Genomic DNA, 19,354 nt, shown 5'->3' on the forward strand with positions numbered 1-19,354 from the left:
TCCCTCGCCCGCAAGGGGGGAGGGGGTCCAGGGACGGGACAGCGCTGCCCAAGGTCACGTGCCGGGGCCTTGCAGGGTGCGGGTCAGGTCCTCGAACGCGCGCTGCATGTCCTGGTTCTCGAACGGGCGCAGCGGCGGGATCTCGATCTGCATCAGGACGGCGAAGCCTTCGCCGGACGAGCGCATCATCGACAGGATGGCACTGGACGACTGCACCGTCTTCAGCGTGTTCTGCGCCGTTGCCAGTTCCGCCTCCAGCGGTGCCATCGCGCCCTCGATCTGGGCGCGCTGGTCGATCAGGCGCTGGCGATAGATCTCCCCCACCTTCAGGTTCAGGTCCTGCGCCGCCAGGTTGCGCTCAAGCACCGTGCGCCGCCGGGCATCGCTCTCGTTCAACAGGGCGATCTCCGTCTCCGCCTTCAGCGTGCGGGTCTGGGCCACGATCTCTTCCAGCTTGGGCAGGTACTGCTCGTCGACCTTGCCCAGGAATTCCTGGTGCATGTGCAGGGCCAGCTGGACCATCACGGTATAGAGCCCGTAATAGCGCTTGGCCGTCTCGATCGACTCGTCCGCCGCGATGGTCGCATGCAGCAGCGTCTGGTTCACCGACCGCAGGTTGTCGTAGACGGAATAGAGCGAGACGAGGTCGTCCCCCGTCGCCATGGCCAGCAGGCCGTCGACCTGCGCGCCCTCCAGCTTGATCCCCAGCTTCTCGAGCGAGGCGCGGAATTCCGTCTTCAGGATGCCGAGCTGGGTCTCGTTCTCGGCGATTTCCTGTTCGGCGGTGGCGATCTTCGCCTCCAGGTCGGTGCGCGTCGTGCGCATCATGTCCGACAGCTGGCCCATGGCGCCGTCGGAGGCCGGCGGCGCGGCCGGCACCTGCAGCCGCCATTCCGAGACCTGGCCGCGCAGTTCGGTGATGCGGGCCTGGCGGCTGCGGATCTCGTCCCGCAGCTGTACGCCCCGGCCCACGGCCAGGATCTCCACCGCGTCGTTCAGAAGTGCTTCGCCCCGGCCGGGGCGGATGGCGCGGAGCCAGCCCGGATCCTCCTGGTTCTCCAGGACGCCGGTCAGGGGCTCGCGCAGCTGCTTCCACAACTCGCCGGGATCGGGCTTGCCGGCATCGGCGGCGGCGGGCGTCGCCGGGGCCTCGCGTGCCAGCACGGGCGGCTCGTCGCCTGCGGCCGCGGCCTGCGCCAAGGCGGGCGCAGCGGCCAGGGCACTGGTGCCAAGCATCAAGGTCAGGACAAGGGACAGGCGGGCCATGGTCGGATACTCCACAAGACCCGGCCACGATAAAGCAGCCGCGCCGTACAACAAGCGATGGCGCGCACGGCTGACGGTGATTTCGCCGACCTGAACGTTGCACCGGATGCTTCGAGACGCCCCTGCGGGGCTCCCCAGCCTGACGCTGTGGTCCCTTGTTCTCCCAACGACGTCATGCTGAGGAAGCGGCGCAGTCGCTGTCTCGAAGCATCAGGTGCCGCGCCGCCGCCGAACCTCAGGCCTTGCCGCCGAACAGGTCGCGGAGTTCGCGCTTCAACACCTTGCCGGTCGCGGTGCGGGGGAGCTCGCCCTGCCCGACCTGGAAGCGCGTCGGGATCTTGAAGCGGGCCAGGCGCTCGGCCAGGTAGCGGCCCAGTTCCGGGCCGATGCGCTCGTTCTGGGCCGGATCGTCGACCTGGATCACGGCCGCGACCTCCTCCCCCAGTTCGTCATGGGGCAGGCCGATCAGGGCCGCGTCGCGCACGGCCGGATGTTCCAGCAGCAATGCCTCGACCTCGGCGCAATAGACGTTCTCGCCCCCGCGGATGATCACGTCCTTCTTGCGGTCCACGACGTAGAGGAAGCCCTCCTCCGAGCGATAGCCAAGATCCCCGGTGCGGAACCAGCCACCGCCAAAGGCCTGCTCCGTCGCTTCCGGGTTGTTCCAGTAGCCGGGGATGACATTGGGGCCGCGGCACCAGATCTCGCCGATCGTGCCATCCGGCACGTCGTTGCCATTGTCGTCGACCACGCGGATATCGGCCGTGGCCATGGGCAGGCCCACGCTGTCGGGGTGGTCCAGGTAGTCCTGGCCGCCATTGGCGACGACGGCGCTGGTCGTCTCGGTCAGGCCATAGCCGTTGCCGGGGGAGACCTTGGCTTCGAACCGGTGGCCGATTTCGCGGATCAGGTCGGGCGGGACCGACGCACCGCCAGAGCCCATGGACAGGACCGAGGACAGGTCGGCACCGCTGGCGCGCGCCGCCTCCAGCAGCTGGCGCATGACGATGGGCACGCCGGCCAGGCCGCTGATCCGATGTTCCTGCACCAGGCGCACCGCCTCGAGCGGGTCCCACTTGTACATCAGGACGACCTTGGCCCCCGTGGCGGTCGCCATGTAGAGGCCGGTATGCCCCGCGATGTGGAAATAGGGGAAGGTCTGCAGCATGACCGGCTGCGGCGCATCCGGCCCCGGCTCCGGCAGGCCGGCCATCAGGCGCGCCACGGTCGCGTTCAGCAACGTGTTGAAGATGTTGGTGACATGGTTGCGGTTGGTGGCCATCGCCCCCTTTGGCCGCCCCGTCGTACCGGAGGTATAGAGGATGGTCGCCAGATCCTCTGGCCCGATCTCCACCTGGGGCAGGGTCCCGTCGCCACCCGCGATGACGCGGTCGAAGCCGATGCCGGCGAAATCGTCGGACGGGCTGCGCGCGACGATGACCGCCTTCGGCTTCAGGGCCGGAAGCAGGGGCTGGATGCGCTCCAGCCGCTCATGGTCGATCAGCAGAACGGACGAGCCGGAATGGCTCAGCGCATAGTCCAGTTCGGCCGCCGTCCACCAGGCATTGAGCGCCACGCTGATCGCGCCGATCGCCTGCACGGCCCAGAAGCTGACCGCCCATTCGGGATAGTTGCGCATGCCGATGGCGACGCGGTCGCCCTTGCGCACGCCGTGCGCGTGCAGGTAGCTGGCCAGGGCCGCGACCTGGCGATAGTGCTCGGCAAAGCTGATCGTCTCGCCCGCAAAGACCAGGAAGGGCTTGTCGCCAAAGGCCTGGGAGCCAAGGAAGATATCGCGCAAGGCAGGCGGCGCGTTGCGGTAGACCCGGCGCGGCCAGCCGGTGGAATGATCGGTTGTCAGCTCGAACGTGCCCTCGCGGGTCAGGTCCGCGATCACCTCGGCGCGCGTGGCCATGTGTCTCTCTCCCTTGCGGCTTATGCTGCCGCACAGATCCCTTCGTTGCCGTCTTCAGAGCATTTTATGGGGATCCAGGGAAGCCCGGATTGCGGCGCTGCCGTCACGCGGGTCGCGGCGCGCGCCCGCGCAGGATCAGCAGCGCTGCCGGAATGGTCAGCACATAGCAGGCTGCCCCCACCCACATCGTGGCGTTGATGCCGGCCCCCAGGCTGATCAGCACGGCCATGCCGGCGGCCAGGACGCCGGCCGCGCCGTTGATGCCCCACAGCCACGGCGTCAGGCTGGCATCGCGTGCCGTGACCAGCCGCATGCCGGTCGGGAACGCCATGCCCATCAGGAAGCCGCCGGGGAACAGCACCGCGATGCAGGCCGCCGCACGGGCCATGAACGACTGCGCCACCAGCTCGGCCAGCAGTCCGGGCAGCCACAGCGGCAGCGTGGCGACATAGAGGACAGTCAGCGCGGCCCACAGGGCGACGTGGACGGGCCGCACCAGGCGCACCCGCTCCGACACGGCCGAGCCGATGCCCGTCGCCAGGATCAGGCTGAACAGCACGACGCTCAGCGCATAGACCGGATGGCCCAGGAAGGTGCCCAGCCGCTGCAGCAGGGCGATCTCCACAAGCATGAAACCGGTGCCGATGGCCGCGAAGTACAGGGTGCCGCCCCCCGCCAGGCCCCAGCCGCTGCGCGGCGCCACCTGGCGCAGCGGATCGACGATGACCAGCACGACGAACAGCAGCGAAATGGCGACCAGCACGATCAGCGTCAGCGTGGCGATCAGGTTGCCGGTCCACACCCCTTGCGCCTGCGCCCGGTCGCGGTGGGCGATGAGTTCGCCCAGGCGGTCCAGGCGCAGCATGTTGAAGAAGAAGGGCCGGCTGTCGGTCGACGGCGTCAGGTCCAGGAAGCTGTCACGGACGGCGGCCAGCAGGCTGGCGTCGTCGGGCGAGGCGACGATCGCCGCCAGCAGGGCCGAATCGGGCGGCCGGCCGGGGGCCATCTCGACCTTGAAGCCCTTGTCCCGCGCCGCCCGTTGCAGCGCATCCAGGTCGGTGGCGGCCAGGGGCTGGGGCGACATGACCAGCGTCGCGATATGGCCCGTCGTCGCCATGAACAGGTGGTCGGCCGGGCGCGTCACGCCGCGGGCGTGCAGGCTGCTGACCGCGATGCTGATCATCCGCCCCGTCTCGTCCACGTAGCCGGGACTGTACCAGCGGCTGACCGTGAACAGGCCCGACGGGGCGAGGTGGTCCAGGAAGGTGGTCCAGCCCTCGACCGTGTAGAGCCCGTTCTCGGACAGGGTGAACGCGCCGACGCCGGTCGCGGCCCAGGTGTCGATCAGACTCATCTGGATGATGTCAAAGCGCTGGGTCGTCCGGGCGAACCAGCTTCGCGCCTCGTCCACCACCAGCGTGACACCGGGCAGGGCCGCGATCCCGGCAAAGTCGGTGAAGCCGGGTGTTGCCGTCAGCAGCCGGATGAAGATCGCGTTGAGCTCGACGCCCGTCACCTCCGCGATGCCGGACAGCTTGGCCGTCAGCACGTCGCGGCCGCCGCCGACCCCGATGACCGCGGCAGTCCGGCGCCCGGGCACGACATAGGCCAGGCCGGATATGTCCTCCAGCAGGTAGCTGACGGACTCGGGCGTGCCGTCGAAGCGGTACATCGCCGTGCCCGCGGACCCGTCGATGATCAGGGAGCGCATCTCGACCTGCGGCAGGGGCACGAGGTGGGGCGACGGCCCCCACATCTCGGCCGGGCCGCGGAAGGGCGCGCCGCCGCTGATGCGCGAATGACTGTTCCAGTCCTCGAACACCGGGCGGTTCGCACCGATCTCCAGCACGCCCTTGACGATCTGCGGACGCAGGCCCGTGCGGCTGGCCTGGTTGGCGACCGTGGCTGCGACCAGCACCACGGCCAGTGCTGCCAGCCGTGCCCGCTGCCCCCGGGGCACCGGCCCGCCGGCGGCGAACAGAACCGCGGCGATCGCCCCGGCGGCGGCGATGCCCAGCAGGGCCGAGGCACCGTCCAGGTAGTCCAGCAGCAGGATCACGGCCAGGCAACCGACCGCGGCGCCGACCAGATCGACGGCATAGACCGTACCGACGCCCAGGCCGCTGCGCGTCAGTGCCAGGGAAACGGCGATCCCGGCGAAGTAGAAGGGCAGCGCCGCGGACCCTGCCAGCGCGATCCAGCTGACGATGCTGTTGACGGAGCCGACCTCGGTCACGATCACGCTGGTCTGGATGACGACGGCCAGGGCCGCCGTCAGGCCGAATCCGGCGGCGGCATTGGCCAGCCGCCCGGCGAGCGAGGCGGGATCGATCGCCCCCAGGCGATGGACGTGCAGCGCCCCGCTGGTCAGGCCGAACATCGCCATGCTGACGTTCAGGAAGGCGACATAGTACCAGGTGATGACCGAGAACAGCCGCGTTTCCGCGATCTGCAGCATCAGCATTGCGGCGCTGATCACGAACAGGCCCGCGTAGAACGACAGGCGCCGCAGGCCGGACGGGGCAGGCCCGTCGCCAACGCTCAGACCCCCAGCCTCACGTGTCACGAATCGCCCGCCCCGCCTTGCCCCTGCGCCCGGCGGCCAGCCTATACGCAGGCCCAGCGCCGGGCCAAGCCGGGCCGGGCCGAAGGATCAGGCTGGCCGGTCGGCGCCTGGTGGCGGCGCGGGCGTCTCGTCGTCGATCAGGATGCGGACCGCGGCACCATCCAGGTCCTCGAACTGTCCGGCACGGATGGCCCAGAAGAACGCGGCCAGGCCGGCCAGGCCCAGGCCCAGCGCGATGGGGATAAGGACGGCGACACCGGTCATGGCGTGGGCTCCTCCGTCACCTCAGCGAGCGGCACGGCGCAGGCGCAGCGCATTGGCGACCACGATCAGGGACGAACCCGACATGGCCAGCGCCGCGACCAGCGGCGTCACCAGCCCGGCAAAGGCCAGCGGCACCGCGACGACATTATAGACGATGGCAAGGGCGATGTTCTGCCGGACCACGCGCATCGTCCGCCGGGCCGCCGCCACCGCTCGCGGTACCGGCATCAGGCCGTCGCCCAGGAACAGCATGTCGGCCGCGGTCTGGCCCACGTCGCTGGCCGAGGATGGCGCCAGGGAGACATGGGCCGCCTTCAGCGCCGGCCCGTCGTTCAGGCCGTCGCCGACCATCACGACCCGGTGTCCCGCCGCCGCCAGGCGCTGGATCGCCGTCACCTTGTCCTGGGGCAGCAGGGCGGCATGGCCCTCCACGTCCAGGCTGGCGGCCAGCACCTCCACCGCCTCGGCCCGGTCGCCGGAAAGGATCACGGGGCGCAGGCCGAGCGCCTTGACCCGCTCCAGCGCCGCAAGGGCGTCGGGGCGCGGCGCATCGTCGAACGGCACGACGCGCACCGGGCCGGTGCCGGCCCGGAACGCGATCACCAGGCTGCCCGGCAACGGGGGCAGGTCCTGAAGCCCCAGCCAGGACGGACGGCCCAGGCGTACCAGGCGGGACGCACCGGATGCGTCCGCCGCCATGCCCTCGACGCCCTGGCCAGGGACTTCCCGGATATTGGTCAGGGTTGCGGGCACCACGCCATCCGCCACCAGGGCCTGGGCCAGCGCGCGCGACAGGGGGTGCCGGCTGGCCTGCGCAAGCGCCAGCGCCGCCGGCTTTTCCGCCGCCGCCAGACCCAGGTCGCCGACCGGGACCGGGCGGCCCAGGGTCAGCGTCCCCGTCTTGTCGAACAGCGCGGTGTCGACCTCGGCCAGGCGCTCCAGGGCGGACCCGTCCTTGATCAGGATGCCGGCGCGCATCAGGGCGCCCGCCGCAACCACCTGCGACACGGGCACGGCCAGGCCCAGGGCGCAGGGACAGGTGATGATCAGGACGGCGATGGCAATCAGGATCGCCTGGTGCAGGCCGGCCCCCGCAACCAGCCAGGTGACCAGGGCCAGCGCCGCCAGCGTATGCACGGCCGGTGCGTACCAGCGCGCGGCGCGGTCGGCCAGGCGGACGTAACGCGACTTCGCCTGCCCCGCCGCCTCCATCAGGCGCGCGATGTCGGCGATCACCGTGTCGGGCCCGGCGGCCGTCACCTTCACCACCAGGGGCGCGTCCAGGTTCAGCGTGCCGGCCAGGACGCGGGCGCCCGGTGCCACCGGCTCGGGCCGGCTTTCGCCGGTGATCAACGCACGGTCGAGCTGGCTTGCCCCCTCCTCCACGATGCCGTCGGCGGCCAGGCGCTCGCCCGCTGCGACGCTGATCCGCATGTTGGGGGCCAGCTCGTCCGCCTTGCGCCAGGCCAGCGTCCCGTCGGGCGCGCGGACGAAGGCCCCGGACGCCGTCTGCCGCATCAGGGCGGCGACCCCGTCCTGGGCCCGGGCGCGCATCACGCTATCCAGGAAGCGCCCGGCCAGCAGGAAGAACAGCAGCATCACCGCGCCGTCGAAATAGGCGTGGGGGCCGCTGGTCGCCGTCTCGTACACGCTGATCCCGCAGGCCATCAGCACCCCGATCGAGATCGGCACGTCCATGTTGGTGCGACGCTGGCGCAGTGCGGCCCAGGCGCTGGCAAAGAACGGCCGCCCGGCATAGGCGACCGTGGGCAGCGCGATGATGCCCGACAGCAGGTGGAACAGGTCGCGCGTCGCGCCATCCGCCCCCGACCAGACCGAGACGGACAGCAGCATGATGTTCATCGCCGCGAAGCCGGCCACGGCCAGGGCCTTGACCAGGCGCCGGCTCTCGGCGTTCGCCGGCGCTTGCGCCTCTCCCGCGAAGGGCTCGGCGGCGAAGCCGGTGCGCTCGATCGCGGCATGGATCCCGGCCAGGTCGATGTCCGGCAGGTGGGCGACGCTCACGCGGCGCGTGGTGAAGTTGACGCGGGCGTCGACGATGCCCGGTTCGGCCTTCAGGCTCCGCTCGATCTTCGCGATGCAGCCGGCGCAATGGATGCCAGGCACGTTGAACAGGGCGACCGCCGCCGCCTGCGCCGCCTCCGGCGGCCTTGCCAGCGCGTTCATGGTCAGGGCGTTCCTGGCGCGGGCCCGTCCCCGCCGGCTGCGGCGGGATCCCAGGTCGCACCGGTGCGGGTGTTCACGTCGCGGACGAACCGTGCCTCGTTCGCGCCGGCCTGGACGCTGAGGCGCACGATCCACCGCCCCTCCGGCAGCGGCTCCTCCGCCAGGAAGGCGCCCTCCGCGGTGCGGTGGAAGACGATGGCGCGGTCCGGCTCCTGGCCCAGCGGATGCGCGGCGACGGCCTGGACCCGGGCGCCCTCGACCGGCACGGCGGCGCGGACTTGCACCATCAGCCGGCGCTCCGGGTCGAGCCCCGCGTCGAGCGTCCAGCCCTGGGCGTCCTGGGCCCGGGCCTGGGCCAGCCAGGCGTTGAAGTTCTGGCTGGCGACGTAGGAGTTCTCGACCACCTTGCCGCCGAAGGTCGACACGGCAAAGGTTGCCATCAGCAGGTTCACCGCGATCACCACGCCAAAGAAGGCGACCAGGATCCCGGTCATGTGCCAGCCAGTGAAGCGGCCATGCGCGACGTGTGCGCTCATCTCAGCGTCCTCCTTCCGGGCGTTCGAAGAAGCTCTCGTCGGCGGCCTCGCCGCCTTCCTCGTCCAGCGCGCGCACGACGAAGGCCAGCGCCTCGCGCGGTTCGCCCATGGCGGGCGCTGCGATGAACAGCCGGGTCTTGGCCACCTGGTCGGCCGGGACGGTCACCTGCACGCTGCGCCCGGCCCGCTCGCGCGTGCCGTCCTCGGCCCACAACTGCGCCTGGGCCAGGCCGTCCAGGCTGATTTCCATCGTGCGCGGCCGGTTCTGCATGTTGCGGACGTTGATCGTATAGGTGTTGCGGATGCTGCCGTCCGACAGGCGGACCCAGGTCGGATTGCGGTCCTGCAGGGCGTGGATGTCGATGCGGTCGCGCTGGCCCAGCATGAACAGCATGCCCAGGCCGATCGCCCCCCAGACCGAGAAGTAGACCAGCGTGCGCGGGCGCAGCAGGCGCTTCAGCGCGGGCATGGTGGGCTTGCCCGCGATGGCCAGGCTGGAGTCGAGGGACGTGGTGTAGCCGATCAGGCGAGTGGGCCGCTCGAGCTTCTCCATCACCTGGTCGCAGGCGTCGATGCACAGGCCGCAGGTGATGCAGCCGATCTGCGAACCCTGGCGGATGTCGATCCCCGTGGGGCAGACGGCGACGCAGGCATTGCAGTCGATGCAGTCGCCGACCTTCTGCGCGGGCAGGTCGACTGCCGTGCGCTTGGTGCCGTGGGTGCGCGGCTCGCCGCGCCAGTGCTTGTAGGTCACGGTGAGCGACTGCTCGTCCATCATGGCGCCCTGGATGCGGGGCCAGGGGCACATGTAGATGCAGACCTGCTCGCGCAGCAGCCCGCCCAGGATGTAGGTCGTGGCCGTCAGCGTCATCACCGTGCCATAGGCGACGAAGGGCGCCTCCCCGCTCACGAAGCTGCGCGCCAGGGTGGGCGCATCGGCGAAATAGAAGATCCAGGCGCCGCCGGTCGCCAGGGCGATCAGCAGCCAGGCCGAATGCTTGGCGGCGCGCTTCACCACCTTGTCCAGGGTCCAGGGCCCGCGTTCCAGCTTGATCTGCGCGTTGCGGTCGCCGTCGATCAGGCGCTCCACATGCAGGAACAGGTCGGTCCACACCGTCTGCGGGCAGGCATAGCCGCACCAGGCGCGACCCACGGCCGAGGTGACGAGGAACAGGCCGACGCCCGCCATGATGAGAAGGCCGGCCACGTAATAGAATTCGTGCGGCCAGATCTCGATCGAGAACATGAAGAAGCGGCGATTGGCCAGGTCCACCAGCACCGCCTGGTCCGGCGCATAGGGGCCGCGGTCCCAGCGCAGCCAGGGCGTGACATAGTAGATGGTCAGCGTCACCACCATGATCGCCCATTTCAGCCGGCGATAGACGCCGTCGACCGAACGGGGATGGATCTGGCGCCGCGCCTCGAACAGGTGGGGCGCCTCCGGGCTGGATACGCTGTCGGGTACGGACATGATGTGATCCTCAGGGGACCGGCACGGGATGCGAAGGATCCCGCGCCGCTTTCTGGATGCCGGCGGCCTACTGGGTGGGGACGGGCACGGGGTCGAAGGGCAGGGCCTCGCCTCCGCCCAGGGAGTGCACATAGGCGGCCAGCATCTTCAGCGTGACCTCGTCCAGGCGCGTGTTCCAGGCGGGCATCACGCCGGCCCGGGCATTGGTCACGGTCTGGATCAGCGTCGGCACGTCCCCGCCATAGAGCCAGATCGCATCCGTGAGGTTCGGCGCGCCCTGGTTGCGGTCGCCCTTGCCGTCCGCGCCATGGCAGGCGGTGCAGTTCTCCCCGAACAGCGCGGCGCCGCGGGCCGAAGCCTCCGTCGCCTGGTCCTGGCCCGAGATGACGCGAACATGGGCGACGACGTCGCGCACCTGGTCCGTGGTCAGGATGCCGTCGCGGCCAAAGGCCGGCATCATCGACAGGTGGGTGTCGTCATTGCCCGGCTGGCGGATGCCGTTGGTAATGGTGGTCAGGATCTCGCGGATATTGCCGCCCCACAGCCAGTCGTCGTCGTTCAGGTTGGGATAGCCGGCAAAGCCCGCGGCGCCGGAGCCATGGCATTGCACGCAATGCACCTTGAAGGCCGAGCGTCCCCCCTCGACCGCGGCGCGCATCAGGGGGGAGTTGGGCTCCAGCCGCTCGACCGGCGTCGCGGCCAGCTGCTGGCGCACCGCCTCCTTGGCCGTGCGGTCGGCGGCCAGTGCCTGCTCCAGCTCGCCATGGCTGGTCCAGCCCAGCACGCCCTTGGTCGCGCTGTCGACCAGCGGCCAGGCCGGATAGGCGATCATGTAGCCGATCGCGAAGACGATGGTGGCGTACAGCGTCCACAGCCACCAGCGCGGCATGGGCGTGTCCAGTTCCTCGATCCCGTCCCATTCGTGGCCGACGGTCACGGTCCCGGTCTTCTCGTCGATCCGCTTGCCGGGACCCGTCGTCTGTCCCCCGATCACCTGGTCTTCAGGCATCGTGGCGCTCCTCGTCAAAGATCATCGTGGCGGCGCGGGCGTGGTCCGCCCGGGCCTTGCGGCGGAAGGTCCAGCCGATCAGGGCCAGGAACGACCCGGTCATGAAGACCAGGCCCCAGCTGTCGGCGAAATGGCGCAGGGCGTCATAGGTCATTGGGCCTGCTCCTGCGGCTTGGCCGCGTTGAAGTCGACCAGCGTGCCCAGCATCTGGAGATAGGCGACCAGTGCGTCCATTTCGGTCAGGCGCCGGGGATCGCCGTCGAAGTCGCGGGCCTGCGCCTTGGGATAGCGGGCCAGCACGCCGTCGGTATCGGCATCCGGGTCGGCCTGCGCCGCCAGGTCGGCCTGCGCGTGCTCGACCTGCTCGTCCGTGTAGGGGACGCCGACCCGGCGCTGGGCCCGCAGGTGGGCGGCCATGTCGTCGACCCGCAGCGGACGCTCCCGCAGGAAGGCATAGGTCGGCATGATCGACTCAGGCACCACCGACTGCGGATTGACCAGGTGCTGGACGTGCCATTCGTCGGAATAGCGGTTGCCGACGCGGGCGAGGTCCGGGCCGGTGCGCTTCGACCCCCATTGGAAGGGGTGGTCGTACATGCTCTCGGCCGCCAGGCTGTAGGGGCCATAGCGCTCGACCTCGTCCCGGAAGGGACGGACCATCTGGCTGTGGCAGTTGTAGCAGCCTTCGCGCACGTAGATGTTGCGCCCCGCCAGTTCCAGCGGGCTGTAGGGGCGCACCCCCTCGACCTTCTCGACCGTCGAGTCGATCCAGAAAAGGGGGGCGATCTCCACGATGCCGCCGATGGCGACGACCAGGAACGACAGGGCCGCCAGCAAGGTGACGTTCTTCTCGATCCGCTTGTGGGCGGACACGGTTGTGCTCATGGGCATGTCCCCTTATTCCGCGGCCGCGGGGACCAGCGGGCGGTCCTTGGCGGGATCGAAGCGAGCATCCGACAAGGGCGCCTCAGCCCGCAGGTGGCCGGCGATCGTCATCCAGATGTTCCAGACCATGACCAGGGCGCCCGCCAGGTACAGAACGCCGCCCAGCGCCCGGATCAGGTAGTAGGGCTTCATCGCCGAGACGACTTCGGCAAAGGCATAGACCAGGTAGCCGTCGGCCCCGTATTCGCGCCACATCAGGCCCTGCATGATGCCGGCGACCCACATGGCGGACGCGTAGAGGACGATGCCGATGGTCGCCAGCCAGAAGTGCCAGTTGACCATGCGCAGCGAGTACAGCCGGCTGCGCCCCCACAGGCGCGGCACCATGTAGTAGAGCGCGCCGAAGGTGATCATGCCGTTCCAGCCGAGCGCCCCGGAATGCACATGGCCGATGGTCCAGTCGGTGTAGTGGCTGAGCGAGTTGACTGCCTTGATCGACAGCATCGGCCCTTCGAAGGTCGACATGCCATAGAAGGCCAGCGCGAAGACCATCATGCGGATGATGGGATCGGTGCGGATCTTGTCCCACGCGCCGTTCAGCGTCATCAGGCCGTTGATCATGCCGCCCCAGGACGGCATCCACAGCATGATCGAGAACACCATGCCCAGCGTCTGCGCCCAGTCGGGCAGCGCCGTGTAGTGCAGGTGGTGCGGCCCCGCCCAGATGTAGAGAAAGATCAGCGACCAGAAGTGCAGGATCGACAGGCGGTAGGAATAGACCGGCCGCTCCGCCTGCTTGGGCACGAAATAGTACATCATGCCCAGGAAGCCGGCCGTCAGGAAGAAGCCGACGGCATTATGGCCGTACCACCACTGCGTCAGCGCATCCTGCACGCCGGCAAAGGCCGAATAGGACTTGGAGCCCAGCAGGTTGACCGGAATGGCCAAGTTGTTCACCACGTGCAGCATGGCGATCGTGATGATGAACGACAGGAAGAACCAGTTCGCGACGTAGATGTGCGGCTCGCTGCGGCGCAGGATCGTGCCGACATAGACGGCGAGGTACGCGACCCAGACGACCGTCAGCCACAGGTCGATGTACCATTCCGGCTCCGCGTATTCGCGCGCCGCGGTGATGCCCAGGACATAGCCCGTGGCAGCCAGCACGATGAACAGCTGGTAGCCCCAGAAGACGAAGCGGGCGAGCCAGGGCATCGCCAAGCGCGCCCGGCAGGTGCGCTGCACGACATAGAAGCTGGTGGCGATCAGCGCATTGCCGCCAAAGGCAAAGATCACGGCTGATGTGTGCACCGGCCGCAGGCGGCCGAAGCTGGTGTATTCCAGCCCCAGGTTCAGCTGCGGAAAGGTCAGCTGCAGCGCGATGTAGAGGCCCGCGGTAAAGCCGACAACGCCCCAGAAGACGGTCGCGATCACGCCCCAGCGGATGACCTCGTCATAATAGAGGTCGGGGCGCTGGGGGGCCGACTGGAAGGCCCGCGTGACGGGATCGACCCGGCCGCTGCGCGCCGTTCCCAGCGCCGCCAGCATCGCGGCCAGCGCCACGATGGCCATGTGGATGGCAAACCCTTGGTCTGCCGCCCCGGCCACAGCAAACACCGCCGCGAAGGCGATGAATACCCAGCCGAAGGTCTTCAAGACTAGTGCGTCCATTGATCGGGCCCCGTTCCGACACCTGGCCCAGGAGATAGCGACCGAATGGAAGCGGGTTCATTGATTTGGGTCAGTCGGAATGCGACCGCCCCGCCCCATGCCCCGCCGCACCCCCCAGGCATCGGTCACTGCGTCCCCCCGGCCACACCGGAGGTCGGCGCGATGACATGGTTGTCAATGTAGACAATTCGCACGCCCGGTACACGCATATGGTGGAATTGCGATGGCGAATACGGTGCGCCACCGCGTGGGCCGTCGCGCACGGGCGGTGGCCCAGACGGCCAGCGACCCGCCCGGCAGTGCCGCCGGGCGGGTCCTGGAGCATGTCGTGAGGGGAGAGGGTCGCGCGGCCTCAGGCGGCGCGGACGGCGGCCAGGAAGCTGTCGACCTCGGTCCGCAGGATGCCAGCCTGGCGGGACAGATCGTCGGCCGCGCTGAGGACGTGGGACGAGGCGCGCCCCGTCTCCGCCGCCGCTGAATTCACGCCCGAGATGTTGGACGAGACTTCCTGCGTGCCGGCGGCGGCCTGGGCGATGTTGCGCACGATCTCCTGGGTCGAGGCACCCTGTTCCTCGACGGCGCTGGCGATGGCCGCGGAGAACTCGTTGATCTCCCGGATCGTGCGGCCCACGCCCTCGATCGCGTTGACCGTGCCGTCGGTCGCCTGCTGCATTGCCGCGATCTGCTGGGCGATGTCCTCCGTCGCCTTGGCCGTCATGTTGGCCAGCGCCTTGACCTCGCTGGCCACGACGGCGAAGCCCTTGCCCGCCTCGCCTGCCCTCGCCGCTTCGATCGTGGCGTTGAGGGCGAGCAGGTTGGTGCGGCTGGCAATGTCGTTGATCAGGTCGACGATGTCGCCGATCTTGCGCGCGCCTTCGGCCAGCAGGCGGACGTTCTCGCCGGTGCGGGCGACCTCGTCCACCGCCTTGCCGGTGATGTGGTTCGACTGGTTGACCTGGCGGCTGATCTCCTCGATCGAGGCGCTGAGCTCCTCGGTCGCCGCCGCCACGGTGTTGACGTTGATCGAGGTTTCCTCGGACGCGCCGGCGACGATGGTGGAGCGGTGGTTGGTGTCCTCCGCCGTGCTGGCCAAGTCGCGGGCCGTCGCCTGGAGTGCGGACGCGGCACCCTCGACCGACTGGAGCAGGGTTGCCGCCTGCTGGTCGAAGGCGTTGCTCAACTCGGTCACCCGGTTGGTGCGCCGCTCCTGCTCGGCCATCTGGCGCGCCTTGTCGGCGTCCAGCTGGGCCTGGGTGCGGCGGGCATTCTCCTCGGTCTCCTTCAGGTCGGCCTCGGTCTTGCGCCGCTCTTCCACGTCGAAGCGGAGCTTGGTCTGCAGCGCGCGGAGGTAGCGCGACACGTCGCCCAGGTCGTCATCGCTCTCGATGTCGATGTCGGCGTCATAGTCGTTCTGGGTGATGCCCCAGATCTGCCCGACCAGGGCCTGCGCCTTGGCCTGCAGGTCGGCGCCGATGCGCAGGCCATAGGCGGCGACGCCGGCCCCCAGGGCCAGCAGAACCAGCGCGGGAATCCAGCCAAGATTCAGCGCACCCGACAGGCACGCCAGCAGCAGCACGCCGAACAGGCCCCCTGCGAACAGGCGGACCTGCGGCTGCACCCGGCTCAGCGTGCGGCGGCGCTGGCTGGCGGCGTCAGTCGCGACGATGCGGCCCTGCTGCACGGCCACGTCGCGCGCCGTCTTCTCGCGCACGGCCTTGTAGACGGCTTCGGCCTCCGCGATCTTGGCCGCGCTGAGGGCGGTGCGCACCGACATGTAGCCAACGGTCTGGCCGCCCTCCACGATCGGTGTGGCCGAAGCCCGCACCCAGTAGTGGTCGCCGTTCTTGCGCCGGTTCTTCACCATGCCGACCCAGGGCTTGCCAGAGCGCAGCGTGGCCCACATGTCGCCGAAGGCTTCAACCGGCATGTCGGGATGGCGCACGATGTTGTGCGGCTCGCCCATCAGCTCCTCCTCCGTGAAGCCGCTGACGGTGACGAACGCCTCGTTCACGAAGTTGATGCGGCCGCCGGGATCGGTCTTCGACACCAGGATCGTGCCCTGGGGAAACTCGTACTCGCGCTGCGTGACTGGGAGGTTGGTGCGCATCTGGTATCGTCCCCGCTGGCGCCATGGCCGCTCGCTCTGCAGGCCGATCCTAGGGGCGGCCCACACGAACGCCTTGATATTGGTCAGATACTGTAAACACTTGGTTTAAACTAGAATACACGTCTAGCGATCCTCGTGCCTCACAAATACGTGGCAACCAGGTCCAGGGTCGAACGTGTCCCCAGCGCGTCGAAATGCTGCTCCAGCCAGGCATCGGCGGCGGCATGGCCGATGCCCTTCAGATGCTCCAGGAATGCCAGGTCGGCGACCAGCTTGGTCGAGGCGCCCAGTTCCTTGAGCACGTCGTCCGCCTCCACCATGTGGATCAGCATGTGCTTGTAGTCGGTCGACGACAGCTGACCCGACTCGATCAGCCGACTGACGAAATGAACCGCCCGCATTTCCCGCATCAGCGTCGAGTTGAAACTGATCTCGTTAACCCGGTCCAGGATCTCGCGCGCGCTGCGGGGCACGCCCCGGCGTTCCAGCGGATTGATCTGGACCAGGACGACGTCGCGCGACTCGCAGGCATAGATCAGCGGGAAGATGGCGGGATTGCCCATGTAGCCGCCGTCCCAGTAGTGCTGGCCATCGACCTCCACCGTCTGGAACATGAACGGCAGGCAGGCGGAAGCCAGCAGCGACTCCACCTTCATCTCGTTGTTCTGGAACACGCGGACCTTGCCCGATTCCACGTTGGTCGCGCAGACGAACAGCTTGATGGTCGATTGCGTGCGCAGGACGTCGAAGTCGATGCAGTCGGCCAGGATGTCGCGCAGCGGGTTGAAGTTCAGCGGATTGGTCTGATAGGGCGACCAGATCCGGGACATGATGTCGAACCAGAAATAGGTGGGCGAGCGGTCCAGGCTGAACGAGCCCATCATGCGGTCCAGCGGGGTGCGCTGGATCGGCCCCCAGGCCCCGGCTTCCGCCACCTTCTTCCAGAATGCGGCCAGCGCCACGCGCGCCCCGTCCCGCCCGTCCCGGGCATGGCCATAGGCCGCGACCGCCGCGTTCATGGCCCCGGCCGAGGTGCCGCAGATGCCCTCGATCTCGATCCGGTCGTCGGCCAGGAAGCGGTCGAGCACGCCCCAGGTGAAAGCCCCGTGGGCGCCCCCGCCCTGCAGCGCCAGGTTGATCCGCTTGTGCGGGCGGCTGACCGCCCTGGATGCTGCCGCGGGCCGCGCCCCCGGCTTGCGCTTGATCGCCAAGTCCGTTCCCCCGGCCCTGCCGAACCCCCGGCGACGGCGGGCCCGCGACCGTCACCCCGGACAGGGTGCTGCGGCGTCCGTCAATTGTCGATCCAGAAGCGCAGCAGGTTCTGCAGGCCCTGGTCCAGGCGCGGCGCCAGGTCGCTGCCTTGCGCTTGCAGTTCGCTGTGGACCTTGTACAGGTCATGGATGGCCTGGCGATGGATCGGACTGCGGATGAACGACTGGATCCAGCCCACTGCCGCAAGGCGGCTGCCCCGGGTCACCGGCTCCACGCCATGGACATAAAGCGTGTCATAGACCACGACCGTGCCCGGCCGTTCCTTGAAGCGGTGCGTGCCAAAGGGAGTGTCGATCGCCAGGTCGCCGCCGTCATAGGTATCGGGGTCCGACAGGAACAGGGTGAAGGAACAATCCGCGCGCAGGGCATCCGCCTGGCTGTCGCCCATCAGGGCCGCGTCCGCATGGCGGTTATAGGTCATGCCGGGATCGTAGCGGTTGAACACAACCTTGGTCCGATGCGGCCAGATCAGGCGGGTGAAGTCGCGCTGGCGCATCAGGGCATCCAGGACCAGGCCGGTCGCCTGGCGCAGTTGCGGCCGCCGCAGGTGGTCGACCTGCAGGTTGCGCTTCGCCGCGGCATGGCCCGTCTCCGCCCCCTCATGGAACGTGGTGCGGGACAGTTCGACGCGCAGGTGGGCCACTTCCTCCCGCGTCAGCACGTTCTCGATCCTCAGCACCACGGGCCCCCTTCGCACTGGCTTGCTACCCCAGCAATGCCGACGCAGGCGTCGCGACGCAAGGGCCAAGGACCGATCGAACGGAAGGCGGGAACAGGCGATTGTGACACTCAGGTGACAGTCATGTTGCGCGCGCGCGTCAGTGAAGCTGCTTCGGCTTGCGTGACTGCCGCCACTGGACGGCGTCCGGGCGGCCTGGGCGGCGGAGCCTGAGCGTGGAGGTCCTGTCCAGAGCCCGCTTCCTGGAGTTCGAGGCGGCGGCACAATTCCACTACCGCATGGGCAACACGGAGCCGGCTGCAGAGCAACAGGGGCAGCCGGGCCAGCGCTACCTGACCAGCGCCGACGCGTTTGCCCAGGGCGTGGTCCTGCGCCACCCCCGCGCCTTTCGGGTCCATGGCGCGCCGGCCGGCATCCCCGTGGCGCCACCTTCGGCCTGGGCGGCGAAGGCCGCAGGCGCGCGGCGCGTCCTGTTCATCCTGCCTGCCGCGGCACTGGGTGAGAATGTCGGCATGATCCTGTTCATGGCGGCCTATCGCGAACGCCATGGTCCGGAGCGACTTGCGGTCGCCTGTGCCCAGGGATCCGCCGACCTCTATGCCCGCTGCGGGATCGAGGCGTTCGCGCTGTTCCTGCCCCGTGCGGAACTGGCCCGCTTCGACCTGGTGGTGGACCTGAACATGGTCGCGGCACGCCGCACCATCGACCTTGCCCCCGTGGACATGGAGGCGGAACTGCTGGCGGCGTTCGACCTGCCCCCGGCGGCCAGCTTTCCGGCGGAGCCGCGACCGATCCGCCGGCCCCGGGCGCCGGTGCTGGGCCTGTTGCCGCTGGCGTCCTCCCCCCTGCGGACCCTGCCACCGCGGGCAGTGGCGGCCCTCGCGCAGGCACTTGCGACGCGCGGGCAGGTGCGCCTGTTCCTGAACCGGACGCAGAAGCAGAGCGAGGCCCTGTGGCAGCGCCTGGGCGCCGATCTGCCGCAACGGGTCGAGCGTGTGGACGACCTGCCAACCATCGGCCGTCTGATGGCGGCGGTGGACGATCTGGACTATGCCGTGCTGGCGGACAGTGGCCCCGCCCACATGACCAAGCTCGTGGGCCTGCCAGGGCTGGCGGTCTACAGCTCCGCCGGGGCGGCGGTCCTGCAGGGCCGCTTTACCAACCTGAAGGCGTGGCAGGTGCCCTTTGCCGGGCCCTGGTGTACGGCCCCGTGCGGCCTCGCCCGGGTGCGCAGAAGCCGGGCGGGCGATGTCGGCTGCATGGGATCGCTGGAATTGCCGCTGGCGGACCTGCCCGACGTGCCGCGGCAGGCTGACGCGGCCGCCCTGGCCCGCCTTGCCGATCGCCCGGTGCCCTGCATCGCCGCCCTGGACGCGGCGCCGGGCGACCTTGTGGCCGCCGTCCTGAGCGACCTGGACCGGCACCTGGCCCGGGCCTGATCACCTCGGTCCTGCGGAACGCTGGCCCGCCATCGCGGACCAGGGCTGCGCCGTCGGCCCGGTCCGCCAGCGCGGAAACGATCCGGT

Annotated in this window: 15 protein-coding genes; 1 reads left to right on the plus strand and 14 read right to left on the minus strand. The window is 69.3% G+C overall.

Features of this window, described 5'->3' with window-relative positions:
• Window positions 1-54: 54 nt before the first annotated feature.
• The 14 genes from ACI6GS_RS03160 to ACI6GS_RS03225 form a co-directional block, all read right to left on the minus strand.
• Window positions 55-1,266, minus strand: coding sequence for a hypothetical protein (locus ACI6GS_RS03160; RefSeq protein ID WP_439816324.1), 1,212 nt, complete (start codon window positions 1,264-1,266; stop codon window positions 55-57).
• A gap of 235 nt (window positions 1,267-1,501) precedes the next feature.
• Complete coding sequence (locus ACI6GS_RS03165; protein WP_439816325.1) at window positions 1,502-3,181, minus strand: class I adenylate-forming enzyme family protein; 1,680 nt, start codon at window positions 3,179-3,181, stop codon at window positions 1,502-1,504.
• 103 nt (window positions 3,182-3,284) lie between these two features.
• Window positions 3,285-5,747 (minus strand): hypothetical protein, encoded by a 2,463-nt coding sequence (locus ACI6GS_RS03170; protein ID WP_439816326.1) that lies wholly within the window; start codon window positions 5,745-5,747, stop codon window positions 3,285-3,287.
• Between the two features lie 87 nt (window positions 5,748-5,834).
• On the minus strand, window positions 5,835-6,011 hold the full coding sequence (gene ccoS, locus ACI6GS_RS03175; RefSeq protein ID WP_439816327.1) for a cbb3-type cytochrome oxidase assembly protein CcoS: 177 nt from the start codon (window positions 6,009-6,011) through the stop codon (window positions 5,835-5,837).
• A gap of 21 nt (window positions 6,012-6,032) precedes the next feature.
• A complete protein-coding gene (locus ACI6GS_RS03180; protein WP_439816328.1) occupies window positions 6,033-8,198 on the minus strand; it encodes a heavy metal translocating P-type ATPase in 2,166 nt (721 codons plus the stop codon).
• Window positions 8,199-8,200: 2 nt separating this feature from the next.
• Entirely contained in the window at window positions 8,201-8,734 is a 534-nt protein-coding gene (locus ACI6GS_RS03185; protein ID WP_439816329.1) for a FixH family protein, read from the minus strand.
• A gap of 1 nt (window position 8,735) precedes the next feature.
• Complete coding sequence (gene ccoG, locus ACI6GS_RS03190; RefSeq protein ID WP_439816330.1) at window positions 8,736-10,205, minus strand: cytochrome c oxidase accessory protein CcoG; 1,470 nt, start codon at window positions 10,203-10,205, stop codon at window positions 8,736-8,738.
• Window positions 10,206-10,272: 67 nt separating this feature from the next.
• Window positions 10,273-11,214, minus strand: a complete 942-nt coding sequence (gene ccoP / locus ACI6GS_RS03195) for a cytochrome-c oxidase, cbb3-type subunit III (RefSeq protein ID WP_439816331.1) — start codon at window positions 11,212-11,214, stop codon at window positions 10,273-10,275.
• A complete protein-coding gene (locus tag ACI6GS_RS03200) occupies window positions 11,207-11,368 on the minus strand; it encodes a cbb3-type cytochrome c oxidase subunit 3 (protein ID WP_439816332.1) in 162 nt (53 codons plus the stop codon). The genes ccoP and ACI6GS_RS03200 overlap by 8 nt, the downstream gene beginning before the upstream one ends.
• A complete protein-coding gene (gene ccoO / locus ACI6GS_RS03205; RefSeq protein WP_439816333.1) occupies window positions 11,365-12,099 on the minus strand; it encodes a cytochrome-c oxidase, cbb3-type subunit II in 735 nt (244 codons plus the stop codon). The genes ACI6GS_RS03200 and ccoO overlap by 4 nt, the downstream gene beginning before the upstream one ends.
• Before the next feature lie 12 nt (window positions 12,100-12,111).
• Window positions 12,112-13,770 (minus strand): cytochrome-c oxidase, cbb3-type subunit I, encoded by a 1,659-nt coding sequence (gene ccoN, locus ACI6GS_RS03210; protein ID WP_439816334.1) that lies wholly within the window; start codon window positions 13,768-13,770, stop codon window positions 12,112-12,114.
• Between the two features lie 352 nt (window positions 13,771-14,122).
• Window positions 14,123-15,877 (minus strand): methyl-accepting chemotaxis protein, encoded by a 1,755-nt coding sequence (locus ACI6GS_RS03215; RefSeq protein WP_439816335.1) that lies wholly within the window; start codon window positions 15,875-15,877, stop codon window positions 14,123-14,125.
• 140 nt (window positions 15,878-16,017) lie between these two features.
• A complete protein-coding gene (locus ACI6GS_RS03220) occupies window positions 16,018-17,088 on the minus strand; it encodes a patatin-like phospholipase family protein (protein ID WP_439816336.1) in 1,071 nt (356 codons plus the stop codon).
• A gap of 80 nt (window positions 17,089-17,168) precedes the next feature.
• On the minus strand, window positions 17,169-17,828 hold the full coding sequence (locus tag ACI6GS_RS03225; protein ID WP_439816337.1) for a Fe2+-dependent dioxygenase: 660 nt from the start codon (window positions 17,826-17,828) through the stop codon (window positions 17,169-17,171).
• A 215-nt stretch (window positions 17,829-18,043) separates the two neighbouring features.
• On the opposite strand from ACI6GS_RS03225, the gene ACI6GS_RS03230 reads away from it, so the two are divergent.
• Window positions 18,044-19,267: a glycosyltransferase family 9 protein gene (locus ACI6GS_RS03230; protein WP_439816338.1), complete on the plus strand. Its 1,224-nt coding sequence runs from the start codon at window positions 18,044-18,046 to the stop codon at window positions 19,265-19,267.
• Window positions 19,268-19,354: the final 87 nt, after the last annotated feature.

The organism is Zavarzinia sp. CC-PAN008 (assembly GCF_051903925.1).
Taxonomy (GTDB): Bacteria; Pseudomonadota; Alphaproteobacteria; order Zavarziniales; family Zavarziniaceae.

Coding starts and splice junctions, on each gene's coding strand:
- ACI6GS_RS03160 (WP_439816324.1), bottom strand. CDS start 1,266: ATGGCCCGCCTGTCCCTTGTCCTGACCTTGATGCTTGGCACCAGTGCC.
- ACI6GS_RS03165 (WP_439816325.1), bottom strand. CDS start 3,181: ATGGCCACGCGCGCCGAGGTGATCGCGGACCTGACCCGCGAGGGCACG.
- ccoS (WP_439816327.1), bottom strand. CDS start 6,011: ATGACCGGTGTCGCCGTCCTTATCCCCATCGCGCTGGGCCTGGGCCTG.
- ACI6GS_RS03180 (WP_439816328.1), bottom strand. CDS start 8,198: ATGAACGCGCTGGCAAGGCCGCCGGAGGCGGCGCAGGCGGCGGCGGTC.
- ACI6GS_RS03185 (WP_439816329.1), bottom strand. CDS start 8,734: ATGAGCGCACACGTCGCGCATGGCCGCTTCACTGGCTGGCACATGACC.
- ccoG (WP_439816330.1), bottom strand. CDS start 10,205: ATGTCCGTACCCGACAGCGTATCCAGCCCGGAGGCGCCCCACCTGTTC.
- ccoP (WP_439816331.1), bottom strand. CDS start 11,214: ATGCCTGAAGACCAGGTGATCGGGGGACAGACGACGGGTCCCGGCAAG.
- ACI6GS_RS03200 (WP_439816332.1), bottom strand. CDS start 11,368: ATGACCTATGACGCCCTGCGCCATTTCGCCGACAGCTGGGGCCTGGTC.
- ccoO (WP_439816333.1), bottom strand. CDS start 12,099: ATGAGCACAACCGTGTCCGCCCACAAGCGGATCGAGAAGAACGTCACC.
- ccoN (WP_439816334.1), bottom strand. CDS start 13,770: ATGGACGCACTAGTCTTGAAGACCTTCGGCTGGGTATTCATCGCCTTC.
- ACI6GS_RS03215 (WP_439816335.1), bottom strand. CDS start 15,877: ATGCGCACCAACCTCCCAGTCACGCAGCGCGAGTACGAGTTTCCCCAG.